General features: G+C 40.6%; 10 protein-coding genes. 6 read left to right on the top strand and 4 right to left on the bottom strand.

The features are described 5' to 3' along the window. Positions 1-163: 163 nt before the first annotated feature. The 5 genes from gap to DXB63_RS03540 all read left to right on the top strand — a co-directional run bounded on the left by gap (position 164) and on the right by DXB63_RS03540 (position 9,896). A complete protein-coding gene (gene gap / locus DXB63_RS03560) occupies positions 164-1,174 on the top strand; it encodes a type I glyceraldehyde-3-phosphate dehydrogenase (protein ID WP_122125024.1) in 1,011 nt (336 codons plus the stop codon). A gap of 123 nt (positions 1,175-1,297) precedes the next feature. Beyond that, entirely contained in the window at positions 1,298-2,215 is a 918-nt protein-coding gene (gene miaA, locus DXB63_RS03555) for a tRNA (adenosine(37)-N6)-dimethylallyltransferase MiaA (protein WP_122125023.1), read from the top strand. Between the two features lie 46 nt (positions 2,216-2,261). Continuing rightward, positions 2,262-3,191, top strand: a complete 930-nt coding sequence (locus DXB63_RS03550; RefSeq protein ID WP_122125022.1) for a diacylglycerol kinase family protein — start codon at positions 2,262-2,264, stop codon at positions 3,189-3,191. A 7-nt stretch (positions 3,192-3,198) separates the two neighbouring features. Further along, a complete protein-coding gene (gene kdsA, locus DXB63_RS03545; RefSeq protein WP_122125021.1) occupies positions 3,199-4,008 on the top strand; it encodes a 3-deoxy-8-phosphooctulonate synthase in 810 nt (269 codons plus the stop codon). A 281-nt stretch (positions 4,009-4,289) separates the two neighbouring features. Continuing rightward, the gene (locus tag DXB63_RS03540) at positions 4,290-9,896 is read left to right on the top strand and encodes a carboxypeptidase regulatory-like domain-containing protein (RefSeq protein ID WP_122125020.1); all 5,607 of its coding nucleotides are present in this window, start codon (positions 4,290-4,292) and stop codon (positions 9,894-9,896) included. Positions 9,897-10,263: 367 nt separating this feature from the next. Here DXB63_RS03540 and DXB63_RS03535 read toward each other — a convergent pair whose 3' ends face one another. Together DXB63_RS03535 and DXB63_RS03530 are read right to left on the bottom strand one after the other, a co-directional pair. Beyond that, positions 10,264-10,965: a Crp/Fnr family transcriptional regulator gene (locus DXB63_RS03535; RefSeq protein WP_122125019.1), complete on the bottom strand. Its 702-nt coding sequence runs from the start codon at positions 10,963-10,965 to the stop codon at positions 10,264-10,266. 150 nt (positions 10,966-11,115) lie between these two features. After that, positions 11,116-13,293 carry a glutamine synthetase III gene (locus DXB63_RS03530; protein ID WP_122125018.1) on the bottom strand — a complete coding sequence of 726 codons (2,178 nt, stop codon included), beginning with the start codon at positions 13,291-13,293 and terminating at the stop codon, positions 11,116-11,118. A 207-nt stretch (positions 13,294-13,500) separates the two neighbouring features. On the opposite strand from DXB63_RS03530, the gene DXB63_RS03525 reads away from it, so the two are divergent. Then, entirely contained in the window at positions 13,501-15,645 is a 2,145-nt protein-coding gene (locus DXB63_RS03525; protein WP_199604158.1) for a DUF5686 family protein, read from the top strand. Here the strand turns inward: DXB63_RS03525 and DXB63_RS03520 are convergent. Further along, positions 15,631-16,098, bottom strand: coding sequence for a methylated-DNA--[protein]-cysteine S-methyltransferase (locus tag DXB63_RS03520; RefSeq protein ID WP_122125016.1), 468 nt, complete (start codon positions 16,096-16,098; stop codon positions 15,631-15,633). The two genes, DXB63_RS03525 and DXB63_RS03520, sit on opposite strands and share 15 nt — an antisense overlap. Before the next feature lie 3 nt (positions 16,099-16,101). Beyond that, positions 16,102-17,181: a YhcG family protein gene (locus DXB63_RS03515; RefSeq protein WP_122125015.1), complete on the bottom strand. Its 1,080-nt coding sequence runs from the start codon at positions 17,179-17,181 to the stop codon at positions 16,102-16,104. Between the last annotated feature and the right edge of the window lie 153 nt (positions 17,182-17,334).

The raw sequence follows: 17,334 nt of genomic DNA, 5'->3' as shown, positions 1-17,334 counted from the left end.
TTATGTTATAATCATTGTTTCTGCAATTGCCGGCTTGTTTGTGCTTGTCTCCATGCAGAACATCTGATCCTTGTTATTGTGACTGATTTTATAACAATTTTGTCAAATATAAAGTTGCGGATATTTTAAACAAATATTATAAAACCCTTAAAAGTTTAACAAAATGATTAAAGTAGGTATTAATGGATTTGGCCGTATCGGACGTTTTGTTTTCCGTGCAGCGCAAAAGAGAAACGACATTCAGATCGTAGGTATCAATGACCTTTGCCCGGTTGATTACTTGGCATATATGTTGAAATATGATACAATGCACGGACAGTTCGAAGGAACTATCGAAGCAGACGTTGAGAAAAGTCTTTTAATTGTAAATGGCAATCCTATCCGTATTACAGCTGAAAGAAATCCTGCTGATTTGAAATGGAATGAAGTTGGAGCAGAATATGTAGTTGAATCTACAGGTTTGTTCTTGAGCAAAGATAAAGCTCAGGCTCATATCGAAGCCGGTGCTAAATATGTAGTAATGTCAGCTCCTTCTAAGGATGATACGCCTATGTTTGTTTGCGGTGTAAACGAAAAGACTTATGTTAAAGGTACTCAATTCGTTTCTAACGCTTCTTGTACTACTAACTGTTTGGCTCCTATCGCTAAAGTTTTGAATGACAAATGGGGAATCACTGATGGTTTGATGACTACAGTTCACTCTACTACTGCTACTCAGAAAACAGTTGACGGTCCTTCTATGAAAGACTGGAGAGGTGGTCGTGCTGCTGCCGGCAACATCATCCCTTCTTCTACAGGTGCTGCTAAGGCTGTAGGTAAAGTTATCCCTGCATTGAACGGCAAATTGACCGGTATGTCAATGCGTGTTCCTACTTTGGATGTTTCTGTAGTTGACTTGACAGTGAACTTGGCTAAACCGGCTACTTACGCTGAAATCTGTGCTGCTATGAAAGAAGCTTCAGAAGGCGAATTGAAAGGTGTTCTTGGTTATACTGAAGATGCAGTTGTTTCTTCTGATTTCTTAGGAGATACTCGTACTTCTATCTTCGACGCTAAGGCTGGTATCGCTTTGACTGACACTTTCGTAAAAGTTGTATCTTGGTATGACAACGAAATTGGTTATTCAAACAAAGTTCTTGACCTTGTTGCTCACATGGCTAAAGTTAACGGATAATTTAACCGATTCCAAAAATATAGAGCCGTTTAGGATTTTCCTGAACGGCTTTTTTTATGCCCGTTCCCGTAGAAATCTAAAAAGAAATATGTACATTTGCATACCTAACCAAGTATAATCTGTATGGCATATTATGATTTAATTACAATTTTAGGTCCTACGGCATCCGGAAAAACCTCTTTAGCTGCAGCTCTTGCCTACGAACTTGATTCGGAGATTATCAGTGCGGATAGCAGGCAGGTTTATAGGCAGATGGATTTGGGTACGGGAAAAGACTTGGCGGATTATACTGTAAACGGGAAACAAATACCTTACCATCTCATTGATATTGCAGAGCCCGGTTCCAAATATAATGTTTTTGAGTATCAGGGCGATTTTCTGAAAGCGTACGAAAGTATTAAACAAAAAGGGAAGATTCCTGTTTTATGTGGAGGTACGGGCTTGTATTTGGAGTCTGTTCTTAAAGGGTATAAATTGATTCCGGTTCCGGAGAATCCGGAGTTGAGGGAACGGCTGTCCGGGAAGTCATTGGATGAATTGACTGAAATACTTAAAAAGTATAAGACATTGCATAACTCGACGGATGTAGATACAGTGAAGCGCGCCGTCCGGGCGATAGAGATAGAAGAATATTACCTTAAAAACGAAAAGGATTACCGGGAATTTCCTTCTTTGAACAGTCTTATTATCGGTGTTGATATTGATCGGGAACTTCGCAGAAAGAAGATAACCAAACGGTTGCGCCAGCGCTTGGATGAAGGGATGGTGGAGGAGGTCAGGAGCTTATTGGAACAGGGAATTTCTGCGGATGATTTGATTTATTACGGATTGGAATATAAATACCTGACTTTATATGCTACGGGTGAACTAAGTTTTGAAGAAATGTTTTCCCAACTGGAAATAGCTATTCACCAATTTGCCAAACGGCAGATGACGTGGTTTAGGGGGATGGAGCGTCGGGGATTTTCTATTCATTGGATAAACGCGGAGTTACCGATGGAGGAGAAAATAAATAAGATAAAGATGTTAATTGATCGTTGAAACAGCAGTTTTAATGGTACATTGTAATTGTTAATATTGAAGAACTATGGCAATAGAACCAAATAAATGGGGAGTAATTTATAATCCTCGTGCCGGAACTCGTAAAGTGCAAAAGCGTTGGAATGAAATACGGGAATACATGGACAGTAAGCATGTGGCTTTCGATTATGTACATTCGGAGGGTTTTGGATCTGTGGAACGTTTGGCACGTATTCTGGCGAATAATGGTTATAGAACGATTGTCATAGTGGGAGGCGATGGGGCTTTGAATGACGCGATTAACGGAATTATTTCTTCTGAAGCCGAATATAAGGAAGAAATTGTTCTGGGTATTATCCCGAATGGTATCGGCAATGATTTTGCCAGATATTGGGGATTATCCGTAGATAACTATAAAGAGGCGGTGGATTGGATTATTAATAATCGCCATCGCAAAGTGGATGTCGGGTATTGTACCTATTATGATGGTGAGAAGCATAACCGCCGCTATTTTCTGAATGCTGTCAATATAGGGTTGGGTGCACGTATCGTGAAGATTACGGACGGAACTAAACGTTTCTGGGGAGTAAAGTTCCTTTCATATTTGGCAGCCTTGTTTCTATTGTTTTTTGAACGTAAACTTTACCGTATGCATCTCCGTATTAATGACGAGCATATTCGCGGACGTATAATGACGGTCTGCGTGGGAAGCGCGCGTGGGTATGGACAGACACCGAGTGCCGTGCCTTACAATGGCTGGTTGGATGTTTCGGTTATTTATCGTCCGGAACTTATTCAGGTGGTGTCCGGTTTATGGATGCTTATTCAAGGCAGGATATTGAATCATAAAACGGTGAAGTCGTATCGGACGAAGAAAGTAAAGGTACTCCGGGCACGTAATGCATCTGTTGATGTAGACGGACGTATACTTCCAAAACATTTTCCACTTGAAATCGGTATTATTCCGGAAGCGATAACTATTATTATTCCAAATTAAATAAAATATGACTATACAAGATTTGAAACATACGGAATCGGGAAATTTCTTTTTACTTGCCGGCCCTTGTGTTATCGAGGGAGAAGATATGGCTTTGCGTATTGCCGAGCGTATTGTGAAGATTACCGATAAATTGCACATACCTTATGTCTTTAAAGGCTCATACCGTAAAGCTAACCGTTCCCGTTTGGATTCTTTTATGGGGATAGGTGATGAGAAAGCCCTGAAAGTATTGCAGAAAGTGAAAGACACGTTTGGTGTTCCCACTGTTACGGATATTCATGCGGCAAATGAAGCTGCAATGGCTGCCGAATATGCCGATGTGCTCCAGATTCCTGCTTTTCTTTGTCGGCAAACGGATTTGTTGGTAGCTGCTGCCCAAACCGGGAAGATTGTGAATATCAAGAAAGGGCAGTTCCTTTCTCCGGGAGCTATGCGTTTTGCTGCCGATAAAGTGGTTGAAGCCGGGAACAGTAATGTAATGCTGACCGAGCGAGGCACGACTTTCGGTTATCAGGATTTAGTGGTGGACTTTCGGGGGATTCCTGAAATGCAAACTTTCGGTTATCCGGTTGTCATGGATGTAACCCATTCTTTGCAACAACCCAATCAGACAAGTGGCGTTACAGGTGGAATGCCCCAACTGATAGAGACTATTGCCAAAGCTGCAATAGCAGTCGGTGCCGATGGTCTGTTTATAGAAACGCATGAAGACCCCACGGTAGCGAAGAGTGACGGAGCCAATATGTTGAAATTGGATTTGCTGGAAGACTTATTAACGAAGTTGGTTCGTATAAGGGAAGTTATTAAGTCATAGGAAAATAGCGAACAAAAAATAAAAAGTCGGGTGAACTTTAAATCTTAGGTTTAGAGTTTACCCGGCTTCTTTTTTGCATATTTATTAATAATGGTAATGTTTTTAAGGCGATTTTAGTGAATTTACTGCATAAATGTTGCTTTTGAATTTTAATTTGTTATAATTGGATATTGAAAATAGGTATAAGCTTTAAGGATAGTTCTTTTTTATTTACGACGGCAAAACATTACCGAATATTCGGTTTATATAGTGTTCTTTTTATTAATTAATCCTTTTAGCGTATGAGAAATTTTACTTGTAAAAATGTTCTCTGCATGTTTATCTGTTTCGCATTCTTATCCATCCGCGTAGGAGGACAATGTGCGGATAATTCCTCTCCAATGACAGGTAACGTACAGATTGTTGGTAGTGAAAAGGTTCTGAAGTACAAGTTACAAAAAGCTCCGGCTAGCCTTACACGGGCTATTGAACGGCAATTAAGACACACGAGTCCGGGAATTGCAAATCCTCCTTCTTATGTAAATGAACAAGATGAACCACGAGTGATGCTGGGTGGCTATGCCATTAATATAATAGGTGGTGGAAGTTGTAGTGTAACCTCTGTTGGGAATGTCTTTGGGTTTGATGTAAATAACCTATGTCAGCAAATTACTTATCCTTCACCCTTCACTTCTGCGGGATTTGGCGTTCCGGGAATAACGTTGAGCGTTTATTGTGGTGACTGGATTGGAGATAAGTGGCTGGTATTTACTACAGCCAAACAGTCGGGGCAAACGTATTTAGGATATTGGATGACTTTTGACCCGATTACATATACGGTTGATATGATGCTGGAAGCCAATTCATCTATGCAGTGTCAGGATATGGCGTATGACGTCACGTCTTCACTAATGTATGGAGTGGGATTGAATAATGAGCTTTATCAATTCAGTATAGATGACAATTTATCAATATTAAAAGGTAAGATCCGTCTGGATGGTGAACCGTTTAATGATCGTTTTATGGGATTGGCTTGTAACAGTCAGGGAGAACTGTATGCAATAAATGTAGATAAGAATCTCTATCGTATTGATAAGAATACTGCTGCTGCAACATTAATCGGCTCCTTAAATATTGAGCGTAACATATACAGTGAGAACCTCCAATCTGCCACGTTTGATTTACGGAGTAACACCATGTATTTTGCACTTAGAGGTACGGCTTTCCATGAGTTGTATACGATTAATACTACTACGGGTGAAGCTAGTCTGGTAGGGAATATGTATGCTGAAACAGCAGGTCTTTTCTCTCATTATTATAGTAAAGGAACTGTTCCTCCGGAAATGGTTACTGATTTTAAGGCTATTTCCGGTGAGGATGATCCTTTAAAAATTAAACTTAGCTGGAAAAATCCGGAGAAGAACTTTAATGGCGAGAAACTGACGGATCTGTCGAAAATATACATTTATAGAGGTGTGGTACCTACGTCTTTACAAAAAGTAGATAGTGTTGACAGTTCGGTTGCCGGTGCGGAGATGTCCTTTGAGGTACGGGAAAAAGCTCCTGGTACTTATTATTATGGAGCAATGGCGGTTACTAAATCTGAGAAGACGAGCTTATTGGCAGGTGGTGCAGCTTACTGTTTCGAATCTTCTATTCCGTATTCTATGGGATTTGAGGAGGAGGATAACTATATGCCGTTGTCGGTACCTGCAGGTTGGAGGATAGATACTTTAACTGCTAAGTATGCGAATACGGGAAAGGGTGCTATCCTGACAACAAGTACAGCAGGAAATAAAATCTCAATCAATGGCTTAAAGTCTCAGAAAGGTGCATTATATGAACTTACCCTTTGGGGATATGCTACGACAAGCGGACGTAAATTTACGGTTGATCTCGGTAACGTATTAAATAAGAACACAAGTAACATAACTTCAAAAGTGTGGACAAAATTAACTGTTACGGGAGTAGCGGAAGGAGAGATTCTTCCTGTAACAATAAAGTCTACTTCTTCCGGTGTATATCTGGATGATGTTTCCATAAAGATGCTTTATCCGGGAACTACGCCTGATAGCGTAAAAGCTCCTAAAGTGGAGATTGCAGAGAGTGGAAAGTTGGAAGCCAACGTCTCTTGGACCAATCCTGTTTTGGATGCCGGTGGCAATCCTTTGGCTGCATTGACTGGGGTTATTATTCAAAAAACATCGGCAGGTGGAGCATTTACGGCAGGGGTAACGGCCGATACCATTCCTGCGATTGTTCCGGGAGAAAAAATGAGTTGCGCTATTGAAATACCTAAAGCCGGAGCGTACTATTTCCGTTTGATTCCAATGAATGATGACGGACCTTCTCCATATTACTACGATCTGGGAAAAGTGGGGTATATCGGTAATGATACTATTCCGGCAGCTCCCGCAAATCTTAAAGTTGTGTTGGGAAAAGACAGAAAGATTAAATTGAATTGGGACGCGGTCACTACAGGAAAGAGTGGCGGATTTCTGGGGGGAGATATCACAAACTATGAAGTGACTGTGCGCAACTTTGATATGAAGACTTTATTGAATGAAACTTATGAAGTGGCATCTAATGAATATACGACATCTGTTTTGCCCAGAGGATACTATATTATTGGTGTAAAGGCAGTTCGTGCTAATAAAGATAAAGGGACGGAAGCATTGGTATATGTGGCTGTCGGAGCAGATGACAGTAAATTATTGATAAGTAATAAAGATTATCAGGTTAAACCTGCATCTACCACTTACCCTATGTTTATTGGTTATACAGCTAGCGGATATTCTGCGCTGACTCAGAATATTATAAAGAAAGAGGAATTGAATGAGAAATGTGTAATCGATACATTAATATATTATTTGTATGTAGCCCGTGCTACGGAGAACAGGCATAGAATGACAATTTATATAGGCTATACCGATAAGGATGCTTTTGAAAAGAATACCGATTGGATTTCCATACGGGACGATCGCTCTCAAACGGTATTTTCTGGTGAGGTGGTTTTTGAGCCGAATACACAAATGGTTAAGATTCCTATCAAACCATTCTATTATGATGGAAGTCGGAATCTAGTGATTACATTCTTAAAGCATGATGCCGTACCTGTTGCTAACAATGATAGCTATAGTTTTGTCGGTAAAGATCAGGTCGGAGTAAATTGTCTGCTGTATGCGCAGAGGCAAAAAGAGAGTATAGAGACTTTGGATGATACGAGTGACATGGGAACGGGCTCTTTCTCTGTCTTCACTCCGACAATGTTGTTAAGTAAGATTTCCGGTCTGGCTACTCTTAAAGGGACAGTTACGGATAAAGAATCCGGCGAGGCGGTAACAGATGTAAAAATAGCCTTTATACCTAAAGCCGGTCAGGAGAGAGTATTGGATACTTATATCATGAATGATAAAAATACGGGTACTTATGATTTTGCTTATCTGCCTAAGGGAACTTATACGGTTTCCTTGTCAAAGCTAGGTTATAAAGAAGCTACAGCCGAGATTACAGTTAGCGAAAAAGAAGTCAAAGTCTTAAACTTTTCCATGGAGGCATCCTCAAACATTGTCTTAAAAGGCAAGGTTGTCAACTCTAAAAATATAGCAATAAGTGGTGTAGCTGTCAAAGCAGAGGGGTTGTTGAACTACGAAGCGGTGACGGATGCAAATGGTGACTTTGCGATACAGAAGGTTTTGTCGGACAATACTTATAAAATGAGTTTTGTAAAAGACGGTTATGCATCGGTTGAGAAATCGTGGACATTGGCTTCTAAAGATACGACATTTGCTGCTTTGGAAATGCCTTACATCGCTTATCCTGTTGCAATGGTAGATGCGACGACTACCCGTGAAACATCTACAATAAAAATAGGCAAGCCTGCTGTTATGAAGGAAGTGACATGGGCGGTTGACGATCAAATTGCTCATAAAATAGGAGGTAGCCGTGAGCAGATGATTGCGGCTGTTGAATTCTATCTTTCGGATATTAAGAAGTTTGACTTGATAGGCAAGGAACTCATGACGGTTGATTTCTATGCGGGTGATGCTACAGCCAATTATGTACTTCATATTTATGAAGATGAATGTGCTACGGAAATTTATACTCAGGATATCGGCAACAGTCTGTCCGGCTGGCAAAGTGTAACGCTGGGTACACGATATAAAATAGATCCGACACAGGAGTTTAGCATTGCTATCGAGGCTAAGCCCGGTTATAGTGGTGCTCCGTTTGCTCTTGATAACGGCCCATGTACATTTAAGAGTGATAAAGTATTCTTTGATGGAGTGTGGACTAGAATTTCTACTTTGATGAAAGCATCCGGTTATGATTATAATTGGCAGATTAAGGGTGTTTTCGGACAGGAATTGGAGGAACATGCTGCCGGAGGTTATCTGATTTATCGTGCAAAGGCTGGTAATGTGGGAGATCCGGCCCAGTGGATTAAAATAACCGATAGTCCTGTACAGGCAACGCCGGAAGGTTTCATCGATTATAATTGGAGAAACGCTGATACGGGTGCTTATAAGTATGTTGTAAAAGCAGATTGGATGAACGATAATTTATCGGAACCCGCATTTTCTAATTTTGTGTATAAAGGTTTGGATGCCAATGTTAAAGTTCAAGTCAATACAAACGGCTCCTCGAAAAAAGGTGCTGTGGTTACTTTGACTAATCTGGATAAGTTGGAATCCCACCGATATGCAAAGGAAGCGGAAAGTAATGGTTTGGTTGAATTTACAGATGTTTGGAAGGGATGGTATTCTCTTGATATTGCCATGACGGGGTATCCGGGTTTCCACAAAGACAGCTTACAAATAGTGGAGGATATAGTAGTACAGGGCGGTCAGATGAACGAATATATTTCGGACCCTCAAATTGTAAACTCAACTATCAATAAAGGTGAAGTAAAAGTTGATTGGACAATGAAGTATCCTGCAAATTGGTCTGATGATTTTGAAAGTTATCCTGATTTTACTATTAACGATTACGGAGAATATATCCTTGACGGAAAACAGGAGAAATATTTGATGAACAGTTCTTATTGGGATAATTGTACTAAAGCTCAGAGTTTTATCGTATTTAATCCGTATACGACAGAGCCTCCGGTTTCTTCTTATAAATATTATCCTCACTCCGGAGATAAAGAACTGGCAGCGATAGCAGCTAGGTCGGGTGTTAATAAGGATTTTGTAGCCCGTGTCATAGATGAAGGCAACGGTGTATTCTCATTCTATGTAAGAGGTATAGCTTCCGGCAATGATAAAGAGCGTTTTGATGTCTTGTATTCGGAGACAGATGCCAAAGTAGGAAGTTTCAAAAATCTTTCCGATGCCACATTGGAGGCTACCAATGAATGGGTGAAATATAGTTTCAAGGTTCCTGCCAATGCGAAATATGTAGCGGTGAAATGCGTATCGGAAGACTTACAGGCGTTATTGTTGGATGATTGGGAATATATTGCGGTGAACGAAGGCGTTCCGTCATCTTATGAGGCATATCTTGATGGTAATAAGTTGAGTGCCGTGATTGGTGCTGATGCGACTTCTTATTTATTCACCGGATTAAGTAATGGAAAGCACACGCTCGGAGTGAAAGCAATATTTGCATCCGGAGTTTCATCTTTGGTTACGACGGAAGTCAACATTACGGATGCTCCGGATATGATAAGTATGGAGGAAGTTGCATCCGTTAAGTTATATCCTAATCCTTCTGTGGATGGAATCTTTACCATTACGGCATCTGACGATTATGAAGTGGAGGTGGTGACGTTTGACGGAAAAGTGATCTATTATACCAAGATGGAAAACGGTATGGTTAGACTGGATTTGTCGGCTCAGCCAAAGGGATGTTATATGATTAAGTTAATGAATGACGAAAAATCAATCCTGTTGAAAGCTGCAAAATAATATTCTTTAGAATCTGTTTTTCAGCATACGGTCGATTGTTTGCAAACGATAGGAGTTTGTAATCAATCGACCGTACCTTTGTCTTCGATCGACCGTATGTTTGTTTTCAATCAACCTGATGTTTTTTACAAACACCTAAGATGTTTTTTAAAATCATCGAGGTCATTTTATAAATCACCTAAGGGAGCATTGCCAAACGCCCAAGGGAGCGTTAGCTTACAGCTACCGGAGCGTTAAGCAACACTCCCTTGAGTGTAAGCCAACGCTCCCTTAGGCGTTTTTAGCTCGCTTATGGGGAAATAAAACTTTGTCGGATATAATGAAAAAAGGTTTTACTGGTTATTATTTATTTGTGTGGCCGGTGTTTTTATCCGATCTTGCTGATCTTCTTCAGCTTTTCTTCGTCTATAATCTTAATCTTACGACCGTCGATTGTGATTAATCTTTCGGCAGCGAAATTAGATAACGTACGTATAGCATTGGAAGTCGTCATATTGGATAGGTTGGCCAAGTCTTCCCGCGAAAGATAAATACTGAGGGTTGATTGGTCTTCTTCCAATCCGTAACTGTCTTTCAGGAAAAGCAATGATTCTGCGAGGCGTCCCCGTATATGTTTCTGGGTAAGATTGACGGTTCTTTCGTCTGCGATACCTAAGTCGACGGATAATTGCCGGATAAAAAACATGGCCAGTTTATTGTTTTCACTCAACAATTTCATAATGGCAGTCATTGGTATCATACAGATAGTGGAAGGTTCGAATGCCGATGCGGCGGTCACAAAGTTCTCCTTAGCGAAAAAAGCCCTGTAACCGAAATATTCAACCGGTTTAATCATGCGGATGATTTGACTTCTTCCACCTACACCATCTTTGTATATTTTCACTTTTCCATTAAGAAGGCACATCAGATGTGTCGGAGTTTCTCCTTCACAGTAAATTGTTTCATTCTTCTTATACTTCTGAATCGTGAAATTTTGAACCAGATATTCCCTCTGTTCATCATTCAAGGGATACCACATCTCGGAAATACTTTCTGAGATTTCTGCGTCAGACAATTCCTTTTTAATCATTGTATGCTATAGAACCGTGTTATAAAGCACAAATGTATAAAGAAAAAATTGAAATCGTGCAAAATTAGGTAACAAAATGCACATCTGTCAATGAAAAGTATAGAATTCAGGTGTGATTATCGGAACACACCTGAATTCTATGATAAATATTTATTTGGAGAACAGAAGTTCGCGGTATTTAGGGAGCGGCCATATTTCATCATCGATCTCCATTTCGAGGTGGTCGATATGGTCACGGATGCTTTCTAAGTAAGGACTGACATTCTTTTCGTAAGAGAACGCTTTTTCTTCCTGGCTCTCCAAATGGTTTGCTACCTTGCGGGCTTCGGTCATTTCCCGTACAAGTATTTTGATAGCAGTAACCCGATGTGATATTTCTCTGACAAGGTCTTTACGGTCTTGACTCATCTCGGCATATTCTTCTTCCGTGAAGATTTCCTTGAGGCCACGCAGATTCTCGAGCAAACGGTTTTGATAAGCTACTGCGATGGGTACGATATGATTGATAGCCAAATCTCCCAATACACGGCTTTCTATCTGTATTTTCTTGGTGTATTTTTCCAACTCCACTTCAATACGGCTGGTAAGCTCGTTTTCGTTGAAAATCTTTTCACCGAGCAATACTTCACGTGCTTGCGGATCGTTGTACTTCATCAGAGCTTCCGGCACCTGATTGATATTTGTCAGTCCGCGCTTTGCCGCTTCTGTTTTCCAGTCGTCGGAATAGCCGTCACCTTCAAAACGAATTGCTTTGGAGGCAATAATGGTTTCTTTCAATACATTGAAGATCGCCTCATCACGTCCTATGCCTTCGTTTATCAGTTTATCCACCTGTGCTTTGAAAGCATTCAACTGATGAGCCATTGCTGCGTTGATGGCAATCATGGCTGCGGCACAGTTTGACGAAGAGCCTGCCGCGCGGAATTCAAACCGGTTTCCGGTGAATGCGAATGGGGATGTGCGGTTGCGGTCTGTATTATCCAAAAGGATTTCAGGAATACGTCCGATACCTAATTTCAATGCTTTCTTTTCTTCCGCAGTCAAGTCTTCCGCACCCAGCTCGTCCAGCATGTGAGATAAATGTCTTCCTAAGAAGATAGACAGGATAGCGGGAGGGGCCTCGTTAGCACCCAGGCGGTGGCTGTTTCCCGCGCTTACGATAGAAGCACGAAGCAAATCCTGATTTTTATAGACCATCATCAGTACATTTACGATGAAAGTCAGGAACAGCATATTGCCTTTCGGACTTTTGCCCGGAGCAAATAAGTTGATGCCGGTATCCGTACAGAGCGACCAGTTGTTGTGCTTGCCCGAACCGTTGACACCTTTAAAAGGTTTCTCATGGAGCAACACGTTGAAGTTATGCTTTTGGGCAATGCGTTTCATCAAATCCATTACCAACTGATTGTGGTCATTGGCCAGATTTACATCTTCGAATATCGGTGCAAGTTCAAATTGGTTGGGTGCAACCTCGTTGTGGCGAGTCTTGACCGGGATACCCAGTTTATGACACTCCAATTCCAACTCTTTCATGAAACCGGTAACACGTGGCGGGATAGAACCGAAATAGTGGTCGTCCAGCTGTTGGTCTTTTGCAGAAGAGTGTCCCATCAGTGTCCGTCCGGTCAAACATAAATCCGGGCGCGCATTGAACAGTGCGCTGTCTACAAGGAAATATTCTTGTTCCCATCCTAAATTGGCATATACTCTTGTGATGTTCTTGTCGAATAATTGGCAGACTTCCGTAGCCGCTTTATCCACGGCGGCAAGAGCTTTAAGGAGAGGGGTCTTATAGTCCAGCGCTTCTCCCGTATAAGAAATAAATATAGTGGGGATACAAAGGGTGGTGTCTACCACGAATGCCGGTGAAGAAACATCCCAAGCTGTATATCCGCGTGCCTCAAAAGTGTTACGGATTCCTCCGTTGGGGAACGAAGAAGCGTCTGGTTCTTGCTGGATTAATAATTTTCCGGAAAAACGTTCTATCACATCGCCGTCATCACTGAATTCGATAAAACCGTCATGTTTCTCGGCAGTACCGTCTGTCAAGGGTTGAAACCAATGAGTATAATGTGTTACATTGAATGACTTTGCCCAGCTTTTCATGCCGTTGGCTATCAGATCCGCCATGCTACGGCTTATCGGAGTACCTTTTTCTATGGCATTGGTGACAGCCTTAAAAGCTTCTTTGGGGAGATACTCCTGCATTTTCTTACGGTCGAACACATGAATACCATAATAATCGGACAGTTTGTTCGACGGATTTTTTATGTCAATCGGCTGTCGGTTGGCAAGCTCTTGAAGAGCGAAAAAACGCATTTGTGACATTTGGTCTATCTTTTTATTGGTTGTTGCGGCACAAAAGTATCTATTTTTTGCGATATAGCCCTATAAAAACGACATCTTTGTTCGTTAATATATATAATGTTTCTCTATATTTGTCGTTATCTAATATAAATTGTGCATGTGAGATCCTCTGTATTTACCTATATATTGTTGCCGTTGTTTCTGTTTTTTCTGGTCCCGTACGAAGGGATGGCAAAGAGACGGAAACCGGATTTATATGATAAGCCGGAACTTGCGGATTCCATTTTGAGTAAGGTGATATCTTCCGCTTCGTCTTATGAAAAGATTGTGGAGGATTACAAGGCTGATTTATACATAAAGGGTAAGATGAATATGCTGAAGAGGAATCATCTTATAAAATTTGTGCCTTCCATGTTCAAGCTTCAGAAAAATGTGAAGGAATATATTATCGAGTCTGTCAACAGCATCCATTATACTTCACCGCATATCTATGATATTAAAGTGAGAGCCGTCTCCGGTACGATACCACGCTATAAAGGAGTGCCGAGTGAGATGTTGGAGTATTTTAATATGAATATCTATTCGTCTACCTTGCTTGGAGATAAATTGCTTTCTCCTCTTGCGAAGAACGGTCGGAAGCACTATCGTTATTTGTTGGATTCACTGGTCAGTACACCGGACGACGGAATGTGTTATAAAGTGCAGATTATCCCTCGTGTCAAAAGTGACCAGCTGGTTGAAAGTGGTTATATATTGATAAGTGACAGCCTTTGGACGGTAAAAGAAATCTATTTGGAGGGTAAAGTGGAATTTGTCCGTTTCAAACTGAAGGTGAGCATGGGACAGGAAGGAAAAGAAACCTTTTTACCTAAGCGTTTTGATTTGGATGTCATGTTTCGCTTTATCGGGAATAAGTTGGATGCAAGTTACACAGCTTTGTTGGACTATAACGAAATCACCTTGTCGGACGCGGCAAATCCACGCTTCCGGAAGCATAACAGCAAGTATAATATGACAGAATCATTTACCCTGAAATGTGATTCTTCCACTTTGTTTTCAGATAGTGTGTTGTTCTCGATTTTGCGTCCCGAACCTCTTGCTACTCATGAGGAACAGATTTACCGGGATTATATAGCAAGGCAAGATACATTGGTTCGTAATTTCCAACCGAAGAAGCGTAGCCAAGTCTTTTTCGGACAATTGGGAGATGTACTTCTAAGTAGCCATACGGTGGACTTTTCCCGTTTCGGTAGTGTACGTAGTTCACCTTTAATTAACCCGTTACTATTAAGTTATAGCCCAAGTAACGGCTTCTCGTATCGACAGGAATTTAAATATAACCGTTTGTTCCGTAATGATAGATTATTGCGTGTAGTTCCTAAAATCGGATATAACTTCACGCGTAAAGAGTTTTATTGGAGTGTAAATTCCGATTTCTATTACTGGCCTCAAAAACGTGCTTCCCTGCACGTGGCATTCGGTAACGGAAACCGTATTTACAGCAGTGATGTGCTGGATGATATAAAGTCGACTCCGGATAGTATTTTTGATTTCGACAAGATAAAACTGGAATATTTCAAGGATCTTTATTTCTACTTCAGTCATGATATAGAAGTCTTTAACGGGTTTAATATCGGCGTGGGTTTTACAGCTCACCGTCGTACGCCTGTAAATAAGCCTGTTCTTATTCCTAAGGCTCCGGTTTTGGAGGGACAGGGAGAAGAAGTGATGGATAAAATTAAAGATGCTTATATTAGTTTTGCCCCGCATATTCGTTTGAGCTGGACTCCCGGATTATATTACTATATGAGCGGTAAGCGTAAAATAAACCTGCGTTCCAATTATCCTACTTTTATTGTTGATTGGGAACGGGGCATTCATGGCGTGTTTAACAGTACGGGAGAATACGAGAGATGGGAGGTCGATATGCAGCATCAGATACGGCTGGGACTTATGCGGAGTATCTATTACCGTGCCGGATTAGGTATGTTTACTAATCAGAAAGAAACTTATTTCGTGGATTTTACCAATTTTACCCGCAATAATCTTCCGATTGGCTGGAATGATGATATAGGGGGAGTATTCCAATTGTTGGACGGACGATGGTATAACTCTTCCGATCGTTATTTGCGCGGGCATATCACTTTTGAATCTCCATTTCTTATATTACCGCACTTGATGAAATATACGGGACTTATCCGTAATGAACGTCTTTATCTGAATGTGTTGGTCGTACCTCATCTTACTCCTTATATTGAGTTGGGGTATGGCATCGGTACGCATATTTTTGATTTAGGTGTCTTTGTGAATAATGTAAACGGTCGTTTCAGTAAAGTAGGGTGTAAGTTTACTTTCGAGTTATTTACCAAGTGATGTTTTTTCCAGTTTCAGTAGCTTGGTTTTTATATCCAGCCCTCCTGCATAACCAATCAGTTTTCCATCAGCTCCGATAACGCGGTGGCAAGGTATAATGATGGGGATAGGATTCCGGTTATTCGCCATACCGATGGCGCGCGCAGCTTTGGGATTACCTACTGCCATTGCAATTTGTCCATAAGAACGTGTCTCACCGTATGGTATGTCCAGCAAAGCATTCCATACCTTTTGTTGAAAGGACGTCCCTTTCGGAGATAATTTAAGATCGAACTCCTGTCGTTCCCCTCGCAAGTATTCTTCTATCTGCCTGTGTGCATTGGCAATGACAGGTGTTTCTTCTTTTACACCTTCTGCCCGGCTTTCAGAGAAAGAGATACGTGTGATGGAATCTTCGTCGTCATGAATGCATAATATGCCGATAGCTGTTTGATAGGGAAAATAATGTTTCATGTATCAGTATGTTGTATTTAATAGCTCTTGCAAATGTCTTTGTAATACTTCTTTGGGAATTAATTGTCGTTTGTACTCAGCGACCATCGTCGGACTCAAGCTACGGTTTAAAGCATATTCTACCACTTGGCTGTCGGCACTTTTACACAATAATATTCCAATGCTCGGATTCTCATTTTCTTTTTTTACGTCTCGGTCCAATGCTTCAAGATAAAAGTCTAGTTGTCCGAGATATTCGGGCTTGAACTCATTGATCTTGATTTCCATTGCAACTAAACATTGTAGTCCCCGATGGAAAAAGAGTAGATCAATTCTAAAGTCTTTCATTCCCACTTGCAGCCTGTATTCTTCTCCTACAAATAAGAAATCCTTTCCGAGATCAAGGATAAATTTTTTCATTTGTTTGACCAGTCCCTCTTGAAGATTTTTTTCACTGTGATTTTCCGGTAAGTTAAGGAAATCAATCATATAAGAATCTTTGAATATACGCCCTGCATTTGGGTATGTTTCTTTTAAAACTGGTGATTGTTTGGTCTTGCCAAGCAGGCTCCGTTCATAAACACATGTATCTATTTGCCTGCGAAGTTCTTGATATGAAAGGTTCTCTCTACTACATAATAAGATGTAGAAAATCCGTTCTTCTGCCGATGTACAACCGGACATGATCTCAAGATGGGCTGACCAACTGATTTGAGTGAGTAGAGAAAGCACGATACTGTCATTCCCGAATTGCGTCAGAGTGTCTGACGCAATAATTCGCTCTTTTATTTGCGTCGGAATTGCTGACATAAATTCTGATGACGAATATTCATTATAGAATCGTACCATCCTTTCAATGGAACGCTTCTCATAGCCCTTTATACCGGGAATTGCCTGCTTGAGATATATAACCAGCATCTCAATAACCTTACTACCCCATTTAGCAGAAGTTATCTTATCGGATACATAATGTCCAATTTCCCAATTATTGAGAATGATTTCTTCATTTACCGCTTTATAGGCCCGTTTTCGACGATTATTAATAATCAGTTTTATCTCGTCGAATTGAGTCTGATATTGATTGTTATTTATGTTTATCTCCATGTTTTTTACTATTCATCAAATAGATTATTTGTGAGTCCTATAGTTTTATTATGAGACTTATTTATTTTTATATTGATCAATTTTACACAAAGATACATATATTTCTAAACAAAATGACTTTTAGCTTGTTTTATAGGAAAATTTATTCATTAA

This window comes from Bacteroides sp. OM05-12, assembly GCF_003438995.1.
GTDB lineage: Bacteria > Bacteroidota > Bacteroidia > Bacteroidales > Bacteroidaceae > Bacteroides.
The sequence above is the reverse complement of the archived record's forward strand: the minus strand, read 5'-3'. Positions and strand labels throughout refer to the sequence as shown.